The 16,571-nt window shown below is 54.3% G+C and carries 2 protein-coding genes, 4 tRNA genes, 7 rRNA genes and 1 pseudogene; 12 read left to right on the forward strand and 2 right to left on the reverse strand.

Annotated features, from left to right (window positions below; all coding sequences use genetic code 11):
* Positions 1-9 precede the first annotated feature (9 nt).
* The 12 genes from E5221_RS00910 (at position 10) to rrf (E5221_RS00965) (ending at position 12,805) form a co-directional block, all read left to right on the forward strand.
* Positions 10-1,230: a CaiB/BaiF CoA-transferase family protein gene (locus E5221_RS00910; RefSeq protein ID WP_039612431.1), complete on the forward strand. Its 1,221-nt coding sequence runs from the start codon at positions 10-12 to the stop codon at positions 1,228-1,230.
* 568 nt (positions 1,231-1,798) lie between these two features.
* Positions 1,799-3,335 (forward strand): 16S ribosomal RNA (locus E5221_RS00915).
* Between the two features lie 85 nt (positions 3,336-3,420).
* Positions 3,421-3,497, forward strand: a tRNA-Ile gene (locus E5221_RS00920).
* Positions 3,498-3,521: 24 nt separating this feature from the next.
* A tRNA-Ala gene (locus E5221_RS00925) sits at positions 3,522-3,597 on the forward strand.
* A gap of 243 nt (positions 3,598-3,840) precedes the next feature.
* Positions 3,841-6,732, forward strand: a 23S ribosomal RNA gene (locus tag E5221_RS00930).
* Positions 6,733-6,863: 131 nt separating this feature from the next.
* A 5S ribosomal RNA gene (rrf, locus tag E5221_RS00935) occupies positions 6,864-6,979 on the forward strand.
* A gap of 447 nt (positions 6,980-7,426) precedes the next feature.
* Positions 7,427-8,963 (forward strand): 16S ribosomal RNA (locus tag E5221_RS00940).
* Between the two features lie 86 nt (positions 8,964-9,049).
* Positions 9,050-9,126 (forward strand) — tRNA-Ile (locus tag E5221_RS00945).
* 6 nt (positions 9,127-9,132) lie between these two features.
* Positions 9,133-9,208: transfer RNA gene (locus tag E5221_RS00950), tRNA-Ala, on the forward strand.
* Between the two features lie 233 nt (positions 9,209-9,441).
* Positions 9,442-12,333: ribosomal RNA gene (locus E5221_RS00955) — 23S ribosomal RNA — on the forward strand.
* A gap of 131 nt (positions 12,334-12,464) precedes the next feature.
* Positions 12,465-12,580: ribosomal RNA gene (rrf, locus tag E5221_RS00960) — 5S ribosomal RNA — on the forward strand.
* A gap of 109 nt (positions 12,581-12,689) precedes the next feature.
* Positions 12,690-12,805: ribosomal RNA gene (gene rrf, locus E5221_RS00965) — 5S ribosomal RNA — on the forward strand.
* The 16S, 23S and 5S rRNA genes sit together here with 4 tRNA genes alongside, the layout of an rRNA operon.
* Positions 12,806-12,895: 90 nt before the next feature.
* Here the strand turns inward: rrf (E5221_RS00965) and E5221_RS00970 are convergent.
* Positions 12,896-15,355, reverse strand: a pseudogene (locus E5221_RS00970) (TonB-dependent siderophore receptor).
* A gap of 257 nt (positions 15,356-15,612) precedes the next feature.
* Entirely contained in the window at positions 15,613-16,569 is a 957-nt protein-coding gene (locus E5221_RS00975; protein ID WP_061552268.1) for a FecR family protein, read from the reverse strand.
* Positions 16,570-16,571 lie beyond the last annotated feature (2 nt).

Consider the following 16,571-nt stretch of genomic DNA (forward strand, 5'->3'; position numbering starts at 1 on the left):
AGCCAGCCCATGGGCGCGCTATCACATCTGCGGGTGCTGGACCTTTCTCGCGTGTTGGCCGGCCCATGGTCTGGCCAGATTCTCGCTGACCTTGGTGCCGATGTGATCAAAGTCGAGCGCCCTGGCAGTGGTGACGATACCCGCTCATGGGGGCCGCCCTTCCTCAAGGATGCCGAGGGTGAGAACACCAGTGAGGCGGCCTATTACCTGTCGGCCAACCGCAACAAGCGCTCGGTTACCATCGACTTCACACAGGCCGAGGGGCAGCGCCTGGTGCGTGAGTTGGCGGCGAAGTCCGATATCGTCATCGAGAACTTCAAGGTTGGTGGGTTGGCTGCCTACGGTCTGGACTACCAGAGCCTGAAGGCGATCAACCCGCAGCTTATCTATTGTTCCATCACCGGGTTCGGGCAGACCGGGCCTTATGCAAGGCGCGCGGGTTATGACTTCATGATCCAGGGGTTGGGCGGGCTGATGAGCCTGACCGGCCGCCCGGAAGGTGAGGAAGGTGCGGGGCCGGTCAAGGTAGGGGTGGCGCTGACCGACATCCTTACCGGGTTGTATTCCACGGTGGCGATCCTCGCTGCCCTCGCCCATCGCGAGCAGACCGGGGTGGGTCAGCATGTCGACATGGCGTTGCTCGATGTGCAGGTGGCCTGCCTGGCGAACCAGGCGATGAACTACCTGACCACGGGCAACCCGCCTCGTCGCCTGGGTAATGCGCACCCCAATATCGTGCCTTATCAGGATTTTCCGACGGCGGATGGCGACTTCATCCTTACCGTGGGCAACGATAGCCAGTTCCGCAAGTTCGCCGAGGTGGCCGGGCAGCCGCAGTGGGCGGACGACCCGCGTTTCGTTACCAACAAGCTGCGGGTTGCCAACCGGGCCGAGCTGATTCCTCTGATTCGCCAGGCCACGGTGTTCAAGACCACGGCGGAATGGGTGAGCCAACTGGAGGCTGCAGGTGTGCCGTGCGGGCCTATCAATGACCTGGCGCAGATGTTCCAGGACCCGCAGGTGCTGGCGCGCGGATTGGCGGTAAGCATTCCGCATCCGTTGGCGGGGAGTGTGCCGCAGGTGGCGAGCCCGATACGGCTGTCGGATACGCCGGTGGAGTACCGTCGGGCGCCGCCGCTGCTGGGTGAGCATACCGAGGTGGTGCTGGAGGATGTATTGGGGCTGGATGCCGGTGAGGTGCAGCGGCTGCGCAGTGCCGGTGTGCTTTAAGGACGTTTGGCCTTGGTGAAAAGCGGGGTGGCCGTCAGGCCTCCCCGCTTTGCTTTTCAGCGATATCAAGGTTTCTTGAAATTAAGGGTTGACGCGGTTTCGAATCCCCTTATAATGCGCCCCACTTCTGACGTAGTCGAAGCGTAAAACTTCTTGTAAATCAATTAGTTAGGCGATTCAGGTAGTGTCAGGAGCGCTTCGATCGAATGATCGGCAGCGGTTGAGATGGTGGTTGACAGCGCTTCTAAACGCTGTATGATTCGCCTCCCGCTACGAGAGATCGCAGCGAGTCAAGTGTTTGAAGCTAAACGAGTTTCTCGCAAAAAACTTCAAAATAAACGCTTGACAGTAAATGAGGAAAGCGTAGAATGCGCGCCTCGGTTGAGACGAAACGCTCTTAACCAAACGCTCTTTAACAAATCGAATCAAGCAATTCGTGTGGGTGCTTGTGAGTACGGACTGATAGTCAAAAAGATTATCAGCATCACAAGTGGCCATGCGAGAAATCACATAGTCATTTGAGATTGCTGAGCCAAGTTTAGGGTTTCTTAAAAACCCAAGCAGTATTGAACTGAAGAGTTTGATCATGGCTCAGATTGAACGCTGGCGGCAGGCCTAACACATGCAAGTCGAGCGGATGACGGGAGCTTGCTCCTTGATTCAGCGGCGGACGGGTGAGTAATGCCTAGGAATCTGCCTGGTAGTGGGGGACAACGTTTCGAAAGGAACGCTAATACCGCATACGTCCTACGGGAGAAAGCAGGGGACCTTCGGGCCTTGCGCTATCAGATGAGCCTAGGTCGGATTAGCTAGTTGGTGAGGTAATGGCTCACCAAGGCGACGATCCGTAACTGGTCTGAGAGGATGATCAGTCACACTGGAACTGAGACACGGTCCAGACTCCTACGGGAGGCAGCAGTGGGGAATATTGGACAATGGGCGAAAGCCTGATCCAGCCATGCCGCGTGTGTGAAGAAGGTCTTCGGATTGTAAAGCACTTTAAGTTGGGAGGAAGGGCAGTAAGCTAATACCTTGCTGTTTTGACGTTACCGACAGAATAAGCACCGGCTAACTCTGTGCCAGCAGCCGCGGTAATACAGAGGGTGCAAGCGTTAATCGGAATTACTGGGCGTAAAGCGCGCGTAGGTGGTTCGTTAAGTTGGATGTGAAAGCCCCGGGCTCAACCTGGGAACTGCATCCAAAACTGGCGAGCTAGAGTACGGTAGAGGGTGGTGGAATTTCCTGTGTAGCGGTGAAATGCGTAGATATAGGAAGGAACACCAGTGGCGAAGGCGACCACCTGGACTGATACTGACACTGAGGTGCGAAAGCGTGGGGAGCAAACAGGATTAGATACCCTGGTAGTCCACGCCGTAAACGATGTCAACTAGCCGTTGGAATCCTTGAGATTTTAGTGGCGCAGCTAACGCATTAAGTTGACCGCCTGGGGAGTACGGCCGCAAGGTTAAAACTCAAATGAATTGACGGGGGCCCGCACAAGCGGTGGAGCATGTGGTTTAATTCGAAGCAACGCGAAGAACCTTACCAGGCCTTGACATGCAGAGAACTTTCCAGAGATGGATTGGTGCCTTCGGGAGCTCTGACACAGGTGCTGCATGGCTGTCGTCAGCTCGTGTCGTGAGATGTTGGGTTAAGTCCCGTAACGAGCGCAACCCTTGTCCTTAGTTACCAGCACGTTATGGTGGGCACTCTAAGGAGACTGCCGGTGACAAACCGGAGGAAGGTGGGGATGACGTCAAGTCATCATGGCCCTTACGGCCTGGGCTACACACGTGCTACAATGGTCGGTACAGAGGGTTGCCAAGCCGCGAGGTGGAGCTAATCTCACAAAACCGATCGTAGTCCGGATCGCAGTCTGCAACTCGACTGCGTGAAGTCGGAATCGCTAGTAATCGCGAATCAGAATGTCGCGGTGAATACGTTCCCGGGCCTTGTACACACCGCCCGTCACACCATGGGAGTGGGTTGCACCAGAAGTAGCTAGTCTAACCTTCGGGAGGACGGTTACCACGGTGTGATTCATGACTGGGGTGAAGTCGTAACAAGGTAGCCGTAGGGGAACCTGCGGCTGGATCACCTCCTTAATCGACGACATCAGCCTGCTGATGAGCTCCCACACGAATTGCTTGATTCATTGTAAAAGACGATGCTGTAACGCGACCCTGTTATAGGTCTGTAGCTCAGTTGGTTAGAGCGCACCCCTGATAAGGGTGAGGTCGGCAGTTCAAATCTGCCCAGACCTACCATTACATGGTTCAGCCGTAGAATACGGGGCCATAGCTCAGCTGGGAGAGCGCCTGCCTTGCACGCAGGAGGTCAGCGGTTCGATCCCGCTTGGCTCCACCACTTTCGCCGTAGGCAGTAGCTTGTCAGAACTTAGAAATGAACATTCAGTTCGAATGTTGATTTCTGACTTTTGTCAGATCGTTCTTTAAAAATTCAGATATGTGATAGATATAGACTGATGACCAGTTTCACTGCTGGTTAATCAGGCTAAGGTAAAATTTGTGAGTTCTGCTCGAAAGAGCAACATGCGAATTTTCGGCGAATGTCGTCTTCACAGTATAACCAGATTGCTTGGGGTTATATGGTCAAGTGAAGAAGCGCATACGGTGGATGCCTTGGCAGTCAGAGGCGATGAAAGACGTGGTAGCCTGCGATAAGCTTTGGGGAGTCGGCAAACAGACTGTGATCCAGAGATCTCTGAATGGGGGAACCCACTCAGCACAAGCTGAGTATCTTGTACTGAATACATAGGTGCAAGAGGCGAACCAGGGGAACTGAAACATCTAAGTACCCTGAGGAAAAGAAATCAACCGAGATTCCCTTAGTAGTGGCGAGCGAACGGGGACCAGCCCTTAAGTTGATTTGAGATTAGTGGAACGCTCTGGAAAGTGCGGCCATAGTGGGTGATAGCCCCGTACACGAAAATCTCTTGTCAATGAAATCGAGTAGGACGGAGCACGAGAAACTTTGTCTGAATATGGGGGGACCATCCTCCAAGGCTAAATACTACTGACTGACCGATAGTGAACCAGTACCGTGAGGGAAAGGCGAAAAGAACCCCGGAGAGGGGAGTGAAATAGAACCTGAAACCGTATGCGTACAAGCAGTGGGAGCCTACTTTGTTAGGTGACTGCGTACCTTTTGTATAATGGGTCAGCGACTTATATTCAGTGGCGAGCTTAACCGAATAGGGGAGGCGTAGCGAAAGCGAGTCTTAATAGGGCGTTTAGTCGCTGGGTATAGACCCGAAACCGGGCGATCTATCCATGGGCAGGTTGAAGGTTAGGTAACACTGACTGGAGGACCGAACCGACTACCGTTGAAAAGTTAGCGGATGACCTGTGGATCGGAGTGAAAGGCTAATCAAGCTCGGAGATAGCTGGTTCTCCTCGAAAGCTATTTAGGTAGCGCCTCATGTATCACTCCAGGGGGTAGAGCACTGTTTCGGCTAGGGGGTCATCCCGACTTACCAAACCGATGCAAACTCCGAATACCTGGAAGTGCCGAGCATGGGAGACACACGGCGGGTGCTAACGTCCGTCGTGAAAAGGGAAACAACCCAGACCGTCAGCTAAGGTCCCAAAGTCATGGTTAAGTGGGAAACGATGTGGGAAGGCTTAGACAGCTAGGAGGTTGGCTTAGAAGCAGCCACCCTTTAAAGAAAGCGTAATAGCTCACTAGTCGAGTCGGCCTGCGCGGAAGATGTAACGGGGCTCAAACCATGCACCGAAGCTACGGGTGTCATCTTTGATGACGCGGTAGAGGAGCGTTCTGTAAGCCTGTGAAGGTGAGTTGAGAAGCTTGCTGGAGGTATCAGAAGTGCGAATGCTGACATGAGTAACGACAATGCGAGTGAAAAACTCGCACGCCGAAAGACCAAGGTTTCCTGCGCAACGTTAATCGACGCAGGGTTAGTCGGTCCCTAAGGCGAGGCTGAAAAGCGTAGTCGATGGAAAACAGGTTAATATTCCTGTACTTCCAGTTATTGCGATGGAGGGACGGAGAAGGTTAGGCCAGCCTGGCGTTGGTTGTCCAGGTTTAAGGTGGTAGGCTGAAATCTTAGGCAAATCCGGGATTTCAAGGCCGAGAGCTGATGACGAGTTGCCTTCAGGCGACGAAGTGGTTGATACCATGCTTCCAAGAAAAGCTCCTAAGCTTCAGATAACTGGGAACCGTACCCCAAACCGACACAGGTGGTTAGGTAGAGAATACCAAGGCGCTTGAGAGAACTCGGGTGAAGGAACTAGGCAAAATGGCACCGTAACTTCGGGAGAAGGTGCGCCGGCGAGGGTGAAGGACTTGCTCCGTAAGCCCATGCCGGTCGAAGATACCAGGCCGCTGCGACTGTTTATTAAAAACACAGCACTCTGCAAACACGAAAGTGGACGTATAGGGTGTGACGCCTGCCCGGTGCCGGAAGGTTAATTGATGGGGTTAGCGCAAGCGAAGCTCTTGATCGAAGCCCCGGTAAACGGCGGCCGTAACTATAACGGTCCTAAGGTAGCGAAATTCCTTGTCGGGTAAGTTCCGACCTGCACGAATGGCGTAACGATGGCGGCGCTGTCTCCACCCGAGACTCAGTGAAATTGAAATCGCTGTGAAGATGCAGTGTATCCGCGGCTAGACGGAAAGACCCCGTGAACCTTTACTATAGCTTTGCACTGGACTTTGAATTTGCTTGTGTAGGATAGGTGGGAGGCTTTGAAGTGGGGACGCCAGTTCTCATGGAGCCATCCTTGAAATACCACCCTGGCAACTTTGAGGTTCTAACTCAGGTCCGTTATCCGGATCGAGGACAGTGTATGGTGGGTAGTTTGACTGGGGCGGTCTCCTCCCAAAGAGTAACGGAGGAGTACGAAGGTGCGCTCAGACCGGTCGGAAATCGGTCGTAGAGTATAAAGGCAAAAGCGCGCTTGACTGCGAGACAAACACGTCGAGCAGGTACGAAAGTAGGTCTTAGTGATCCGGTGGTTCTGTATGGAAGGGCCATCGCTCAACGGATAAAAGGTACTCCGGGGATAACAGGCTGATACCGCCCAAGAGTTCATATCGACGGCGGTGTTTGGCACCTCGATGTCGGCTCATCACATCCTGGGGCTGAAGCCGGTCCCAAGGGTATGGCTGTTCGCCATTTAAAGTGGTACGCGAGCTGGGTTTAGAACGTCGTGAGACAGTTCGGTCCCTATCTGCCGTGGACGTTTGAGATTTGAGAGGGGCTGCTCCTAGTACGAGAGGACCGGAGTGGACGAACCTCTGGTGTTCCGGTTGTCACGCCAGTGGCATTGCCGGGTAGCTATGTTCGGAAGAGATAACCGCTGAAAGCATCTAAGCGGGAAACTTGCCTCAAGATGAGATCTCACTGGGATCTTGAATCCCCTAAAGGGCCGTCGAAGACTACGACGTTGATAGGTTGGGTGTGTAAGCGCTGTGAGGCGTTGAGCTAACCAATACTAATTGCCCGTGAGGCTTGACCATATAACACCCAAGCAATTTGCTAGCGCAGATTGCGGTGGTGAAGACGAAACAACCGAAAGTTCGCAACATCACAAATATCGCATATCCGAATTCGCTGGGCTGTCCATCTGGACATTCTGGCAACAGAATTTCTTGACGACCATAGAGCATTGGAACCACCTGATCCCATCCCGAACTCAGCAGTGAAACGATGCATCGCCGATGGTAGTGTGGGGTTTCCCCATGTGAGAGTAGGTCATCGTCAAGATTCATTTCGCAAAACCCCTATCTGCGCATGCAGGTAGGGGTTTTGTCTTTAAGTAGAAGCTATCGCTTCTCCTGGTAGGCTGAAGGCCAGCCGGTGGTGGTAAAAAGGTGGTTGACAGCGTTTCTGAGTGCTGTATTATTCACCTCCCGCGACGAGAGATCGAAGCGAGTTAAGTGTCTGAAGTTAAACGAGTTTCTCGCAAAAAACTTCAAAATAAACGCTTGACAGCAAATGAGGAAAGCGTAGAATGCGCGCCTCGGTTGAGACGAAACGCTCTTAACCAAACGCTCTTTAACAAATCGAATCAAGCAATTCGTGTGGGTGCTTGTGAGTACGGACTGATAGTCACAAAGATTATCAGCATCACAAGTGGCCATGCGAGAAATCACATAGTCATTTGAGATTGCTGAGCCAAGTTTAGGGTTTCTTAAAAACCCAAGCAGTATTGAACTGAAGAGTTTGATCATGGCTCAGATTGAACGCTGGCGGCAGGCCTAACACATGCAAGTCGAGCGGATGACGGGAGCTTGCTCCTTGATTCAGCGGCGGACGGGTGAGTAATGCCTAGGAATCTGCCTGGTAGTGGGGGACAACGTTTCGAAAGGAACGCTAATACCGCATACGTCCTACGGGAGAAAGCAGGGGACCTTCGGGCCTTGCGCTATCAGATGAGCCTAGGTCGGATTAGCTAGTTGGTGAGGTAATGGCTCACCAAGGCGACGATCCGTAACTGGTCTGAGAGGATGATCAGTCACACTGGAACTGAGACACGGTCCAGACTCCTACGGGAGGCAGCAGTGGGGAATATTGGACAATGGGCGAAAGCCTGATCCAGCCATGCCGCGTGTGTGAAGAAGGTCTTCGGATTGTAAAGCACTTTAAGTTGGGAGGAAGGGCAGTAAGCTAATACCTTGCTGTTTTGACGTTACCGACAGAATAAGCACCGGCTAACTCTGTGCCAGCAGCCGCGGTAATACAGAGGGTGCAAGCGTTAATCGGAATTACTGGGCGTAAAGCGCGCGTAGGTGGTTCGTTAAGTTGGATGTGAAAGCCCCGGGCTCAACCTGGGAACTGCATCCAAAACTGGCGAGCTAGAGTACGGTAGAGGGTGGTGGAATTTCCTGTGTAGCGGTGAAATGCGTAGATATAGGAAGGAACACCAGTGGCGAAGGCGACCACCTGGACTGATACTGACACTGAGGTGCGAAAGCGTGGGGAGCAAACAGGATTAGATACCCTGGTAGTCCACGCCGTAAACGATGTCAACTAGCCGTTGGAATCCTTGAGATTTTAGTGGCGCAGCTAACGCATTAAGTTGACCGCCTGGGGAGTACGGCCGCAAGGTTAAAACTCAAATGAATTGACGGGGGCCCGCACAAGCGGTGGAGCATGTGGTTTAATTCGAAGCAACGCGAAGAACCTTACCAGGCCTTGACATGCAGAGAACTTTCCAGAGATGGATTGGTGCCTTCGGGAACTCTGACACAGGTGCTGCATGGCTGTCGTCAGCTCGTGTCGTGAGATGTTGGGTTAAGTCCCGTAACGAGCGCAACCCTTGTCCTTAGTTACCAGCACGTTATGGTGGGCACTCTAAGGAGACTGCCGGTGACAAACCGGAGGAAGGTGGGGATGACGTCAAGTCATCATGGCCCTTACGGCCTGGGCTACACACGTGCTACAATGGTCGGTACAGAGGGTTGCCAAGCCGCGAGGTGGAGCTAATCTCACAAAACCGATCGTAGTCCGGATCGCAGTCTGCAACTCGACTGCGTGAAGTCGGAATCGCTAGTAATCGCGAATCAGAATGTCGCGGTGAATACGTTCCCGGGCCTTGTACACACCGCCCGTCACACCATGGGAGTGGGTTGCACCAGAAGTAGCTAGTCTAACCTTCGGGAGGACGGTTACCACGGTGTGATTCATGACTGGGGTGAAGTCGTAACAAGGTAGCCGTAGGGGAACCTGCGGCTGGATCACCTCCTTAATCGACGACATCAGCCTGCTGATGAGCTCCCACACGAATTGCTTGATTCATGGTTGAAGACGATCAAGACCCAAAGTTTTACCCTTAGGTCTGTAGCTCAGTTGGTTAGAGCGCACCCCTGATAAGGGTGAGGTCGGCAGTTCAAATCTGCCCAGACCTACCAATATGCGGGGCCATAGCTCAGCTGGGAGAGCGCCTGCCTTGCACGCAGGAGGTCAGCGGTTCGATCCCGCTTGGCTCCACCACTTGTTTTACTTGATCAAACTCAGAAATGAGCATTCGCATCGAATGTTGATTTCTGACTTTTGTCAGATCGTTCTTTAAAAATTCGGATATGTGATAGATATAGACTGATAGCCAGTTTCACTGCTGGTTAATCAGGCTAAGGTAAAATTTGTGAGTTCTGCTCGAAAGAGCAACATGCGAATTTTCGGCGAATGTCGTCTTCACAGTATAACCAGATTGCTTGGGGTTATATGGTCAAGTGAAGAAGCGCATACGGTGGATGCCTTGGCAGTCAGAGGCGATGAAAGACGTGGTAGCCTGCGATAAGCTTTGGGGAGTCGGCAAACAGACTGTGATCCAGAGATCTCTGAATGGGGGAACCCACTCAGCACAAGCTGAGTATCTTGTACTGAATACATAGGTGCAAGAGGCGAACCAGGGGAACTGAAACATCTAAGTACCCTGAGGAAAAGAAATCAACCGAGATTCCCTTAGTAGTGGCGAGCGAACGGGGACCAGCCCTTAAGTTGATTTGAGATTAGTGGAACGCTCTGGAAAGTGCGGCCATAGTGGGTGATAGCCCCGTACACGAAAATCTCTTGTCAATGAAATCGAGTAGGACGGAGCACGAGAAACTTTGTCTGAATATGGGGGGACCATCCTCCAAGGCTAAATACTACTGACTGACCGATAGTGAACCAGTACCGTGAGGGAAAGGCGAAAAGAACCCCGGAGAGGGGAGTGAAATAGAACCTGAAACCGTATGCGTACAAGCAGTGGGAGCCTACTTTGTTAGGTGACTGCGTACCTTTTGTATAATGGGTCAGCGACTTATATTCAGTGGCGAGCTTAACCGAATAGGGGAGGCGTAGCGAAAGCGAGTCTTAATAGGGCGTTTAGTCGCTGGGTATAGACCCGAAACCGGGCGATCTATCCATGGGCAGGTTGAAGGTTAGGTAACACTGACTGGAGGACCGAACCGACTACCGTTGAAAAGTTAGCGGATGACCTGTGGATCGGAGTGAAAGGCTAATCAAGCTCGGAGATAGCTGGTTCTCCTCGAAAGCTATTTAGGTAGCGCCTCATGTATCACTCCAGGGGGTAGAGCACTGTTTCGGCTAGGGGGTCATCCCGACTTACCAAACCGATGCAAACTCCGAATACCTGGAAGTGCCGAGCATGGGAGACACACGGCGGGTGCTAACGTCCGTCGTGAAAAGGGAAACAACCCAGACCGTCAGCTAAGGTCCCAAAGTCATGGTTAAGTGGGAAACGATGTGGGAAGGCTTAGACAGCTAGGAGGTTGGCTTAGAAGCAGCCACCCTTTAAAGAAAGCGTAATAGCTCACTAGTCGAGTCGGCCTGCGCGGAAGATGTAACGGGGCTCAAACCATGCACCGAAGCTACGGGTGTCATCTTTGATGACGCGGTAGAGGAGCGTTCTGTAAGCCTGTGAAGGTGAGTTGAGAAGCTTGCTGGAGGTATCAGAAGTGCGAATGCTGACATGAGTAACGACAATGCGAGTGAAAAACTCGCACGCCGAAAGACCAAGGTTTCCTGCGCAACGTTAATCGACGCAGGGTTAGTCGGTCCCTAAGGCGAGGCTGAAAAGCGTAGTCGATGGAAAACAGGTTAATATTCCTGTACTTCCAGTTATTGCGATGGAGGGACGGAGAAGGTTAGGCCAGCCTGGCGTTGGTTGTCCAGGTTTAAGGTGGTAGGCTGAAATCTTAGGCAAATCCGGGATTTCAAGGCCGAGAGCTGATGACGAGTTGCCTTCAGGCGACGAAGTGGTTGATACCATGCTTCCAAGAAAAGCTCCTAAGCTTCAGATAACTGGGAACCGTACCCCAAACCGACACAGGTGGTTAGGTAGAGAATACCAAGGCGCTTGAGAGAACTCGGGTGAAGGAACTAGGCAAAATGGCACCGTAACTTCGGGAGAAGGTGCGCCGGCGAGGGTGAAGGACTTGCTCCGTAAGCCCATGCCGGTCGAAGATACCAGGCCGCTGCGACTGTTTATTAAAAACACAGCACTCTGCAAACACGAAAGTGGACGTATAGGGTGTGACGCCTGCCCGGTGCCGGAAGGTTAATTGATGGGGTTAGCGCAAGCGAAGCTCTTGATCGAAGCCCCGGTAAACGGCGGCCGTAACTATAACGGTCCTAAGGTAGCGAAATTCCTTGTCGGGTAAGTTCCGACCTGCACGAATGGCGTAACGATGGCGGCGCTGTCTCCACCCGAGACTCAGTGAAATTGAAATCGCTGTGAAGATGCAGTGTATCCGCGGCTAGACGGAAAGACCCCGTGAACCTTTACTATAGCTTTGCACTGGACTTTGAATTTGCTTGTGTAGGATAGGTGGGAGGCTTTGAAGTGGGGACGCCAGTTCTCATGGAGCCATCCTTGAAATACCACCCTGGCAACTTTGAGGTTCTAACTCAGGTCCGTTATCCGGATCGAGGACAGTGTATGGTGGGTAGTTTGACTGGGGCGGTCTCCTCCCAAAGAGTAACGGAGGAGTACGAAGGTGCGCTCAGACCGGTCGGAAATCGGTCGTAGAGTATAAAGGCAAAAGCGCGCTTGACTGCGAGACAAACACGTCGAGCAGGTACGAAAGTAGGTCTTAGTGATCCGGTGGTTCTGTATGGAAGGGCCATCGCTCAACGGATAAAAGGTACTCCGGGGATAACAGGCTGATACCGCCCAAGAGTTCATATCGACGGCGGTGTTTGGCACCTCGATGTCGGCTCATCACATCCTGGGGCTGAAGCCGGTCCCAAGGGTATGGCTGTTCGCCATTTAAAGTGGTACGCGAGCTGGGTTTAGAACGTCGTGAGACAGTTCGGTCCCTATCTGCCGTGGACGTTTGAGATTTGAGAGGGGCTGCTCCTAGTACGAGAGGACCGGAGTGGACGAACCTCTGGTGTTCCGGTTGTCACGCCAGTGGCATTGCCGGGTAGCTATGTTCGGAAGAGATAACCGCTGAAAGCATCTAAGCGGGAAACTTGCCTCAAGATGAGATCTCACTGGGATCTTGAATCCCCTGAAGGGCCGTCGAAGACTACGACGTTGATAGGTTGGGTGTGTAAGCGCTGTGAGGCGTTGAGCTAACCAATACTAATTGCCCGTGAGGCTTGACCATATAACACCCAAGCAATTTGCTAGCGCAGATTGCGGTGGTGAAGACGAAACAACCGAAAGTTCGCAACATCACAAATATCGCATATCCGAATTCGCTGGGCTGTCCATCTGGACATTCTGGCAACAGAATTTCTTGACGACCATAGAGCATTGGAACCACCTGATCCCATCCCGAACTCAGCAGTGAAACGATGCATCGCCGATGGTAGTGTGGGGTTTCCCCATGTGAGAGTAGGTCATCGTCAAGATTCATTTCGCAAAACCCCTATCTGCGCATGCAGGTAGGGGTTTTGTCTTTAAGTAGGAACTACAGAGATTCGCAGGTACGTCCGAGGGACGGGCCAGCACACAGAATTTCTTGACGACCATAGAGCATTGGAACCACCTGATCCCATCCCGAACTCAGCAGTGAAACGATGCATCGCCGATGGTAGTGTGGGGCTTCCCCATGTGAGAGTAGGTCATCGTCAAGATTCAAATCCAAAGCCCCTGTCTGCGATGCAGACAGGGGCTTTGTCTTTCAGGGCCGAAAAAAACCAGGGCTTGTGTGCGTCGCAATCAGGTCAGAACTGATAGCTGACCGTGGCACTGACATTGCGCTCTTCACCCATGTAGCAGTAGTTCAAGCTGGCACACGAAGTGATGTAGCTTTCATTGGTAAGGTTGTTGGCGTTCAAGCGCACATCCATCCCCCGCAGCCCGACCTTGCCCAGGTCATAGCCGATCGAGGCGTCGAACAGGGTATAGGAGGGCACCTTCATACTGTTTTCCGCATCCACCCAGCTGTACCCCACATACCGCACCCCACCACCCAAGCGCAGGCCATCCAGGGCCCCCTGGTGGAAGTTGTAGTCAGCCCAAAGCGAGAACATCTGTTTCGGTGCCTGGGTTGGCGAATTGCCCTTGTTATCCAGGTTGCCGGACACCAGGCTGGGCATCGACTTTGCGTACTCGATATCGGTAAAGGTATAGCCGCCCAGCAGCTTCAAGCTGTCGGTCAGTTGCACATGGGCCTCCAGTTCAAGCCCCTGTGAGCGAACTTGCCCTACAGGGCGATAGAAGTCCTCGTCAGGCTGCTTCGAGGCCAGGTTCTCTTGCTCGATGCGGAACACCGATGCGGTGAACAGATTGTCGCTACCCGGCGGCTGATACTTGATGCCAGCCTCCCATTGAGTGCCTTCGGTCGGTGCCAGAGGGCGTCCTTCCTGGTCGGACACGGTATTGGGGTTGAACGACTCCGAGTAGCTGAAATAGGGAGCAATGCCGTTCTCGAACAGGTAAAGCACTCCTGCGCGGGTAGTGAACCTGGAGCGCTGGTCACTGACCTTTGTGTTGCTGTCGCGATTCTCCTCGGACACTTTCACCCAGTCCTGGCGCAGCCCCAACGAGAAGCGCCATTGGTCCAGCTCCACCAGGTCCTGCAGGTAAACGCCCGTTTGCTGCAAGCGCCGCTGGTAGCGGTTCTCGCCCAGCACCTGAAGGTTGCCGTTGCCGTACTGCGGGTTGCCTGCATCCAACGGATCGACTGTGCCATAACGCCAGGCCACGTCAGCCTTGCGTCGCTGGTAGTCGGTGCCCAGCAGCAAGGTGTGTTTGGCGGCCCCGGTGAAGAATTCCGCCTGCAGCATGTTGTCGATGATGTACGAATGCAGGCGTTCGTCGCCGCCGGTATAGGCGCGGTTGAGGATATTGCTGTCGGCATCCGCCCAGCCAGCGGAATACACCTGGTCCATCGACACGTCGGAATCCTGATAGCGGAAGTTCTGGCGTGCCGTGAACACATCGTTGAAGCGATGCTCGAACTGATAGCTGAAGGACTGTTGGGTACGCTCGTAGTTGTCGATACCCGGCTCGCCTTCGAAGAAATGGTCCGAAAGGCGCAAGCCGTTGCGCTTGTGCAGCATGCCATCTGCGGGGTTACCGCCGTGATAGCCGCCGTTGGGGTCATGTTGCAGGTAGGCCTGCATGGTCAGCGAAGTGTCTTCGCTGAAGTCGATGCTGACGGCCGGCGCGATGGCGTAGCGTTCTTCCTTGTTGTGGTCGAACTGCGTGTCGGAAGCATCCGCCAGGCCTGTCAGGCGATAAGCGATACGCTTGTCGTCATCCACGGGGCCGCTGAAATCGAAACCCATGCCGCGCTGGCCTTGGGTACCGAGGGTGGCCTGGACTTGATGGTAGGGGGTGAACAGCGGCTTCTTGGTGGTCAGTGCCACCAGGCCTCCTGGCGAGCTACGGCCATACAGTACCGAAGACGGTCCCTTGAGGATATCGATGCGCTCCAGGAAGTACGGGTCCACCTGCATGGTGCTGTAGGTGCCGTTGTCTCCCATCGACTTGAGCCCGTCGACGTAGATGTTGTCTACCGAGCCGTCGTTGAAGCCACGCATGGCCACATAGTCATAACGATGGGTCGCCCCGTAGGGGTTGGTCAGTACCCCAGGTGTGTAGCGCATGGCTTGGGCAACCGTTTGTGAGCCTTGGTCGTCCATCTGCTGTCGGGTAACCACCGAGACCGATTGTGATGTCTCTACCAGCGGCATGCTGGTCTTGGTCGCCACGTGACTGTGGGTAGCGTTGTAACCCTCCATGCTGCCCAATGCATTGCCAAGTGTGAAGCTACGGACATCGGTGTCTGGCAATGACAATGCAGCGCCTTGGGGTTGTACCTGCAGCACGTAGCTGCGGCCGTTCTGGTTAACGGCTCCCAGGCCGCTGCCATTTAGCAACTGGCGCAGTGCCTGATCGGTAGAGTACTGCCCCTGCAGGCCATTCGACTGCAAGCCTTGGGTGAGCTAGGGTGTGCTCGACAGGGTGATGCCAGCCTGGCGGGCGAACTGGTTGAGCACCTCATCCAACTGGCCGGCCGGGATCGCGTAGTGGTGGCTTACCTGGGCCGTTTCTGCTGCTATGGACAGTGGTGTGACGGCTGTCAGGCCCAAGGAGGTGCCAAACAGGGCAGCCCGGACTGCTTTGCGTAAATATACTGAGTGCAAGACAGATCGAAAATCATTCGCGGTAAACATGCGCATATGCGCGGGAGCGGTAGGCATGAGGGGGTCCGTTGAAGTGTGAGGGCAGGAGGTGTCGCTTACTGTCCTAGCCGGACCGGCATTCAAAACCCGTCAAAAAAGTTGTTGGGGTCGCTACGCGCCCCATCGCCGGCAAGCCAGCTCCCACAGGGATCGCATAGCCCTCAGGCCTTGTGCGATCCCTGTGGGAGCTGGCTTGCCGGCGATGGGCTGCATGCATAGCAGCCCTGAACGCAACAGCCCCCGTCAGATCAGGCCAACCCCTCCACGCGAACCCACCAGCGTGTACGTTGGCGAAGCCGCACGGGCAGCGTCCGTGGCAGCAGTTGCAGCAGTTGCTCCGGGTCTTCGAGGCGGAATACACCCGACAGGCGCAAATCGGCAATATCGTCGCTGCAGCCCAGGTAACCATGGCGATAACGGCTGACCTGAGAGAGGAAGTCGAACAGGCGCATGTCCCGGGTGACGATCAGGCCCTCGGTCCAGGCCATCGCATCCATGTCCACCTGCTCGAGCCAGTGTGTACCTTGCGCATCCAAGCACCAGTTCTGGCCGCTTTCGATCCATTGCAGCTGGCCATTGTCAGGCCGGTGTATCGCCACCCTGCCATGGCTGACACTGACCTGCGTGCAGTCGCTGTCCTGACGCGCCACAAAGCGTCCTTCGAACCCTTCCAGTAACGCGTCACGAGTTTCTACAAGCAAGGAACGCTGCGGGTTGCAGGCAATCATCAATTCCCCCTGCTTCAGGCGGACCAGGCGCTGCTGGTCATTGAAGGCCAGGTCGACGGTACTGCGGGTGTTGAGCTGCATCTGCGAGCCATCGGGAAGCGCAAAGCTGCGTCGTTCGCCCGTGCCGGTGGCGTAGTCTGATGTCCAGGCGTTGACCGCATCGAGGTCTTTTCCCAGCCATGCCGCCGTCCCTACCATGGCAACGCCGCCAAGCAGTTTCAGCGCCTGCCGACGATGCAGGCGGCGCTGGCTGGTCTCCAGGGTTTGCAAAGCCAGCCCGGCAACGGGTATGGCACGCAGGTCGAGGTCCTGATGCAGGTGAATTACTCGTTGCCAAGCCTGCTCGTGTTCGTGGTGGGCAGTGCGCCATTGCCTGCACTCTTGTTGCAGGGCAGGGGCATGCCCGCTCTCGCGCAGCCTCAGCATCAACTGGATGGCCTGCTTGACTGCTGTAGCGCCGGGCTGTGAAGCGGTCATTG

Origin of the sequence: Pseudomonas sp. A2, from assembly GCF_023100865.1 — a bacterium.
GTDB lineage: Bacteria > Pseudomonadota > Gammaproteobacteria > Pseudomonadales > Pseudomonadaceae > Aquipseudomonas > Aquipseudomonas asiatica.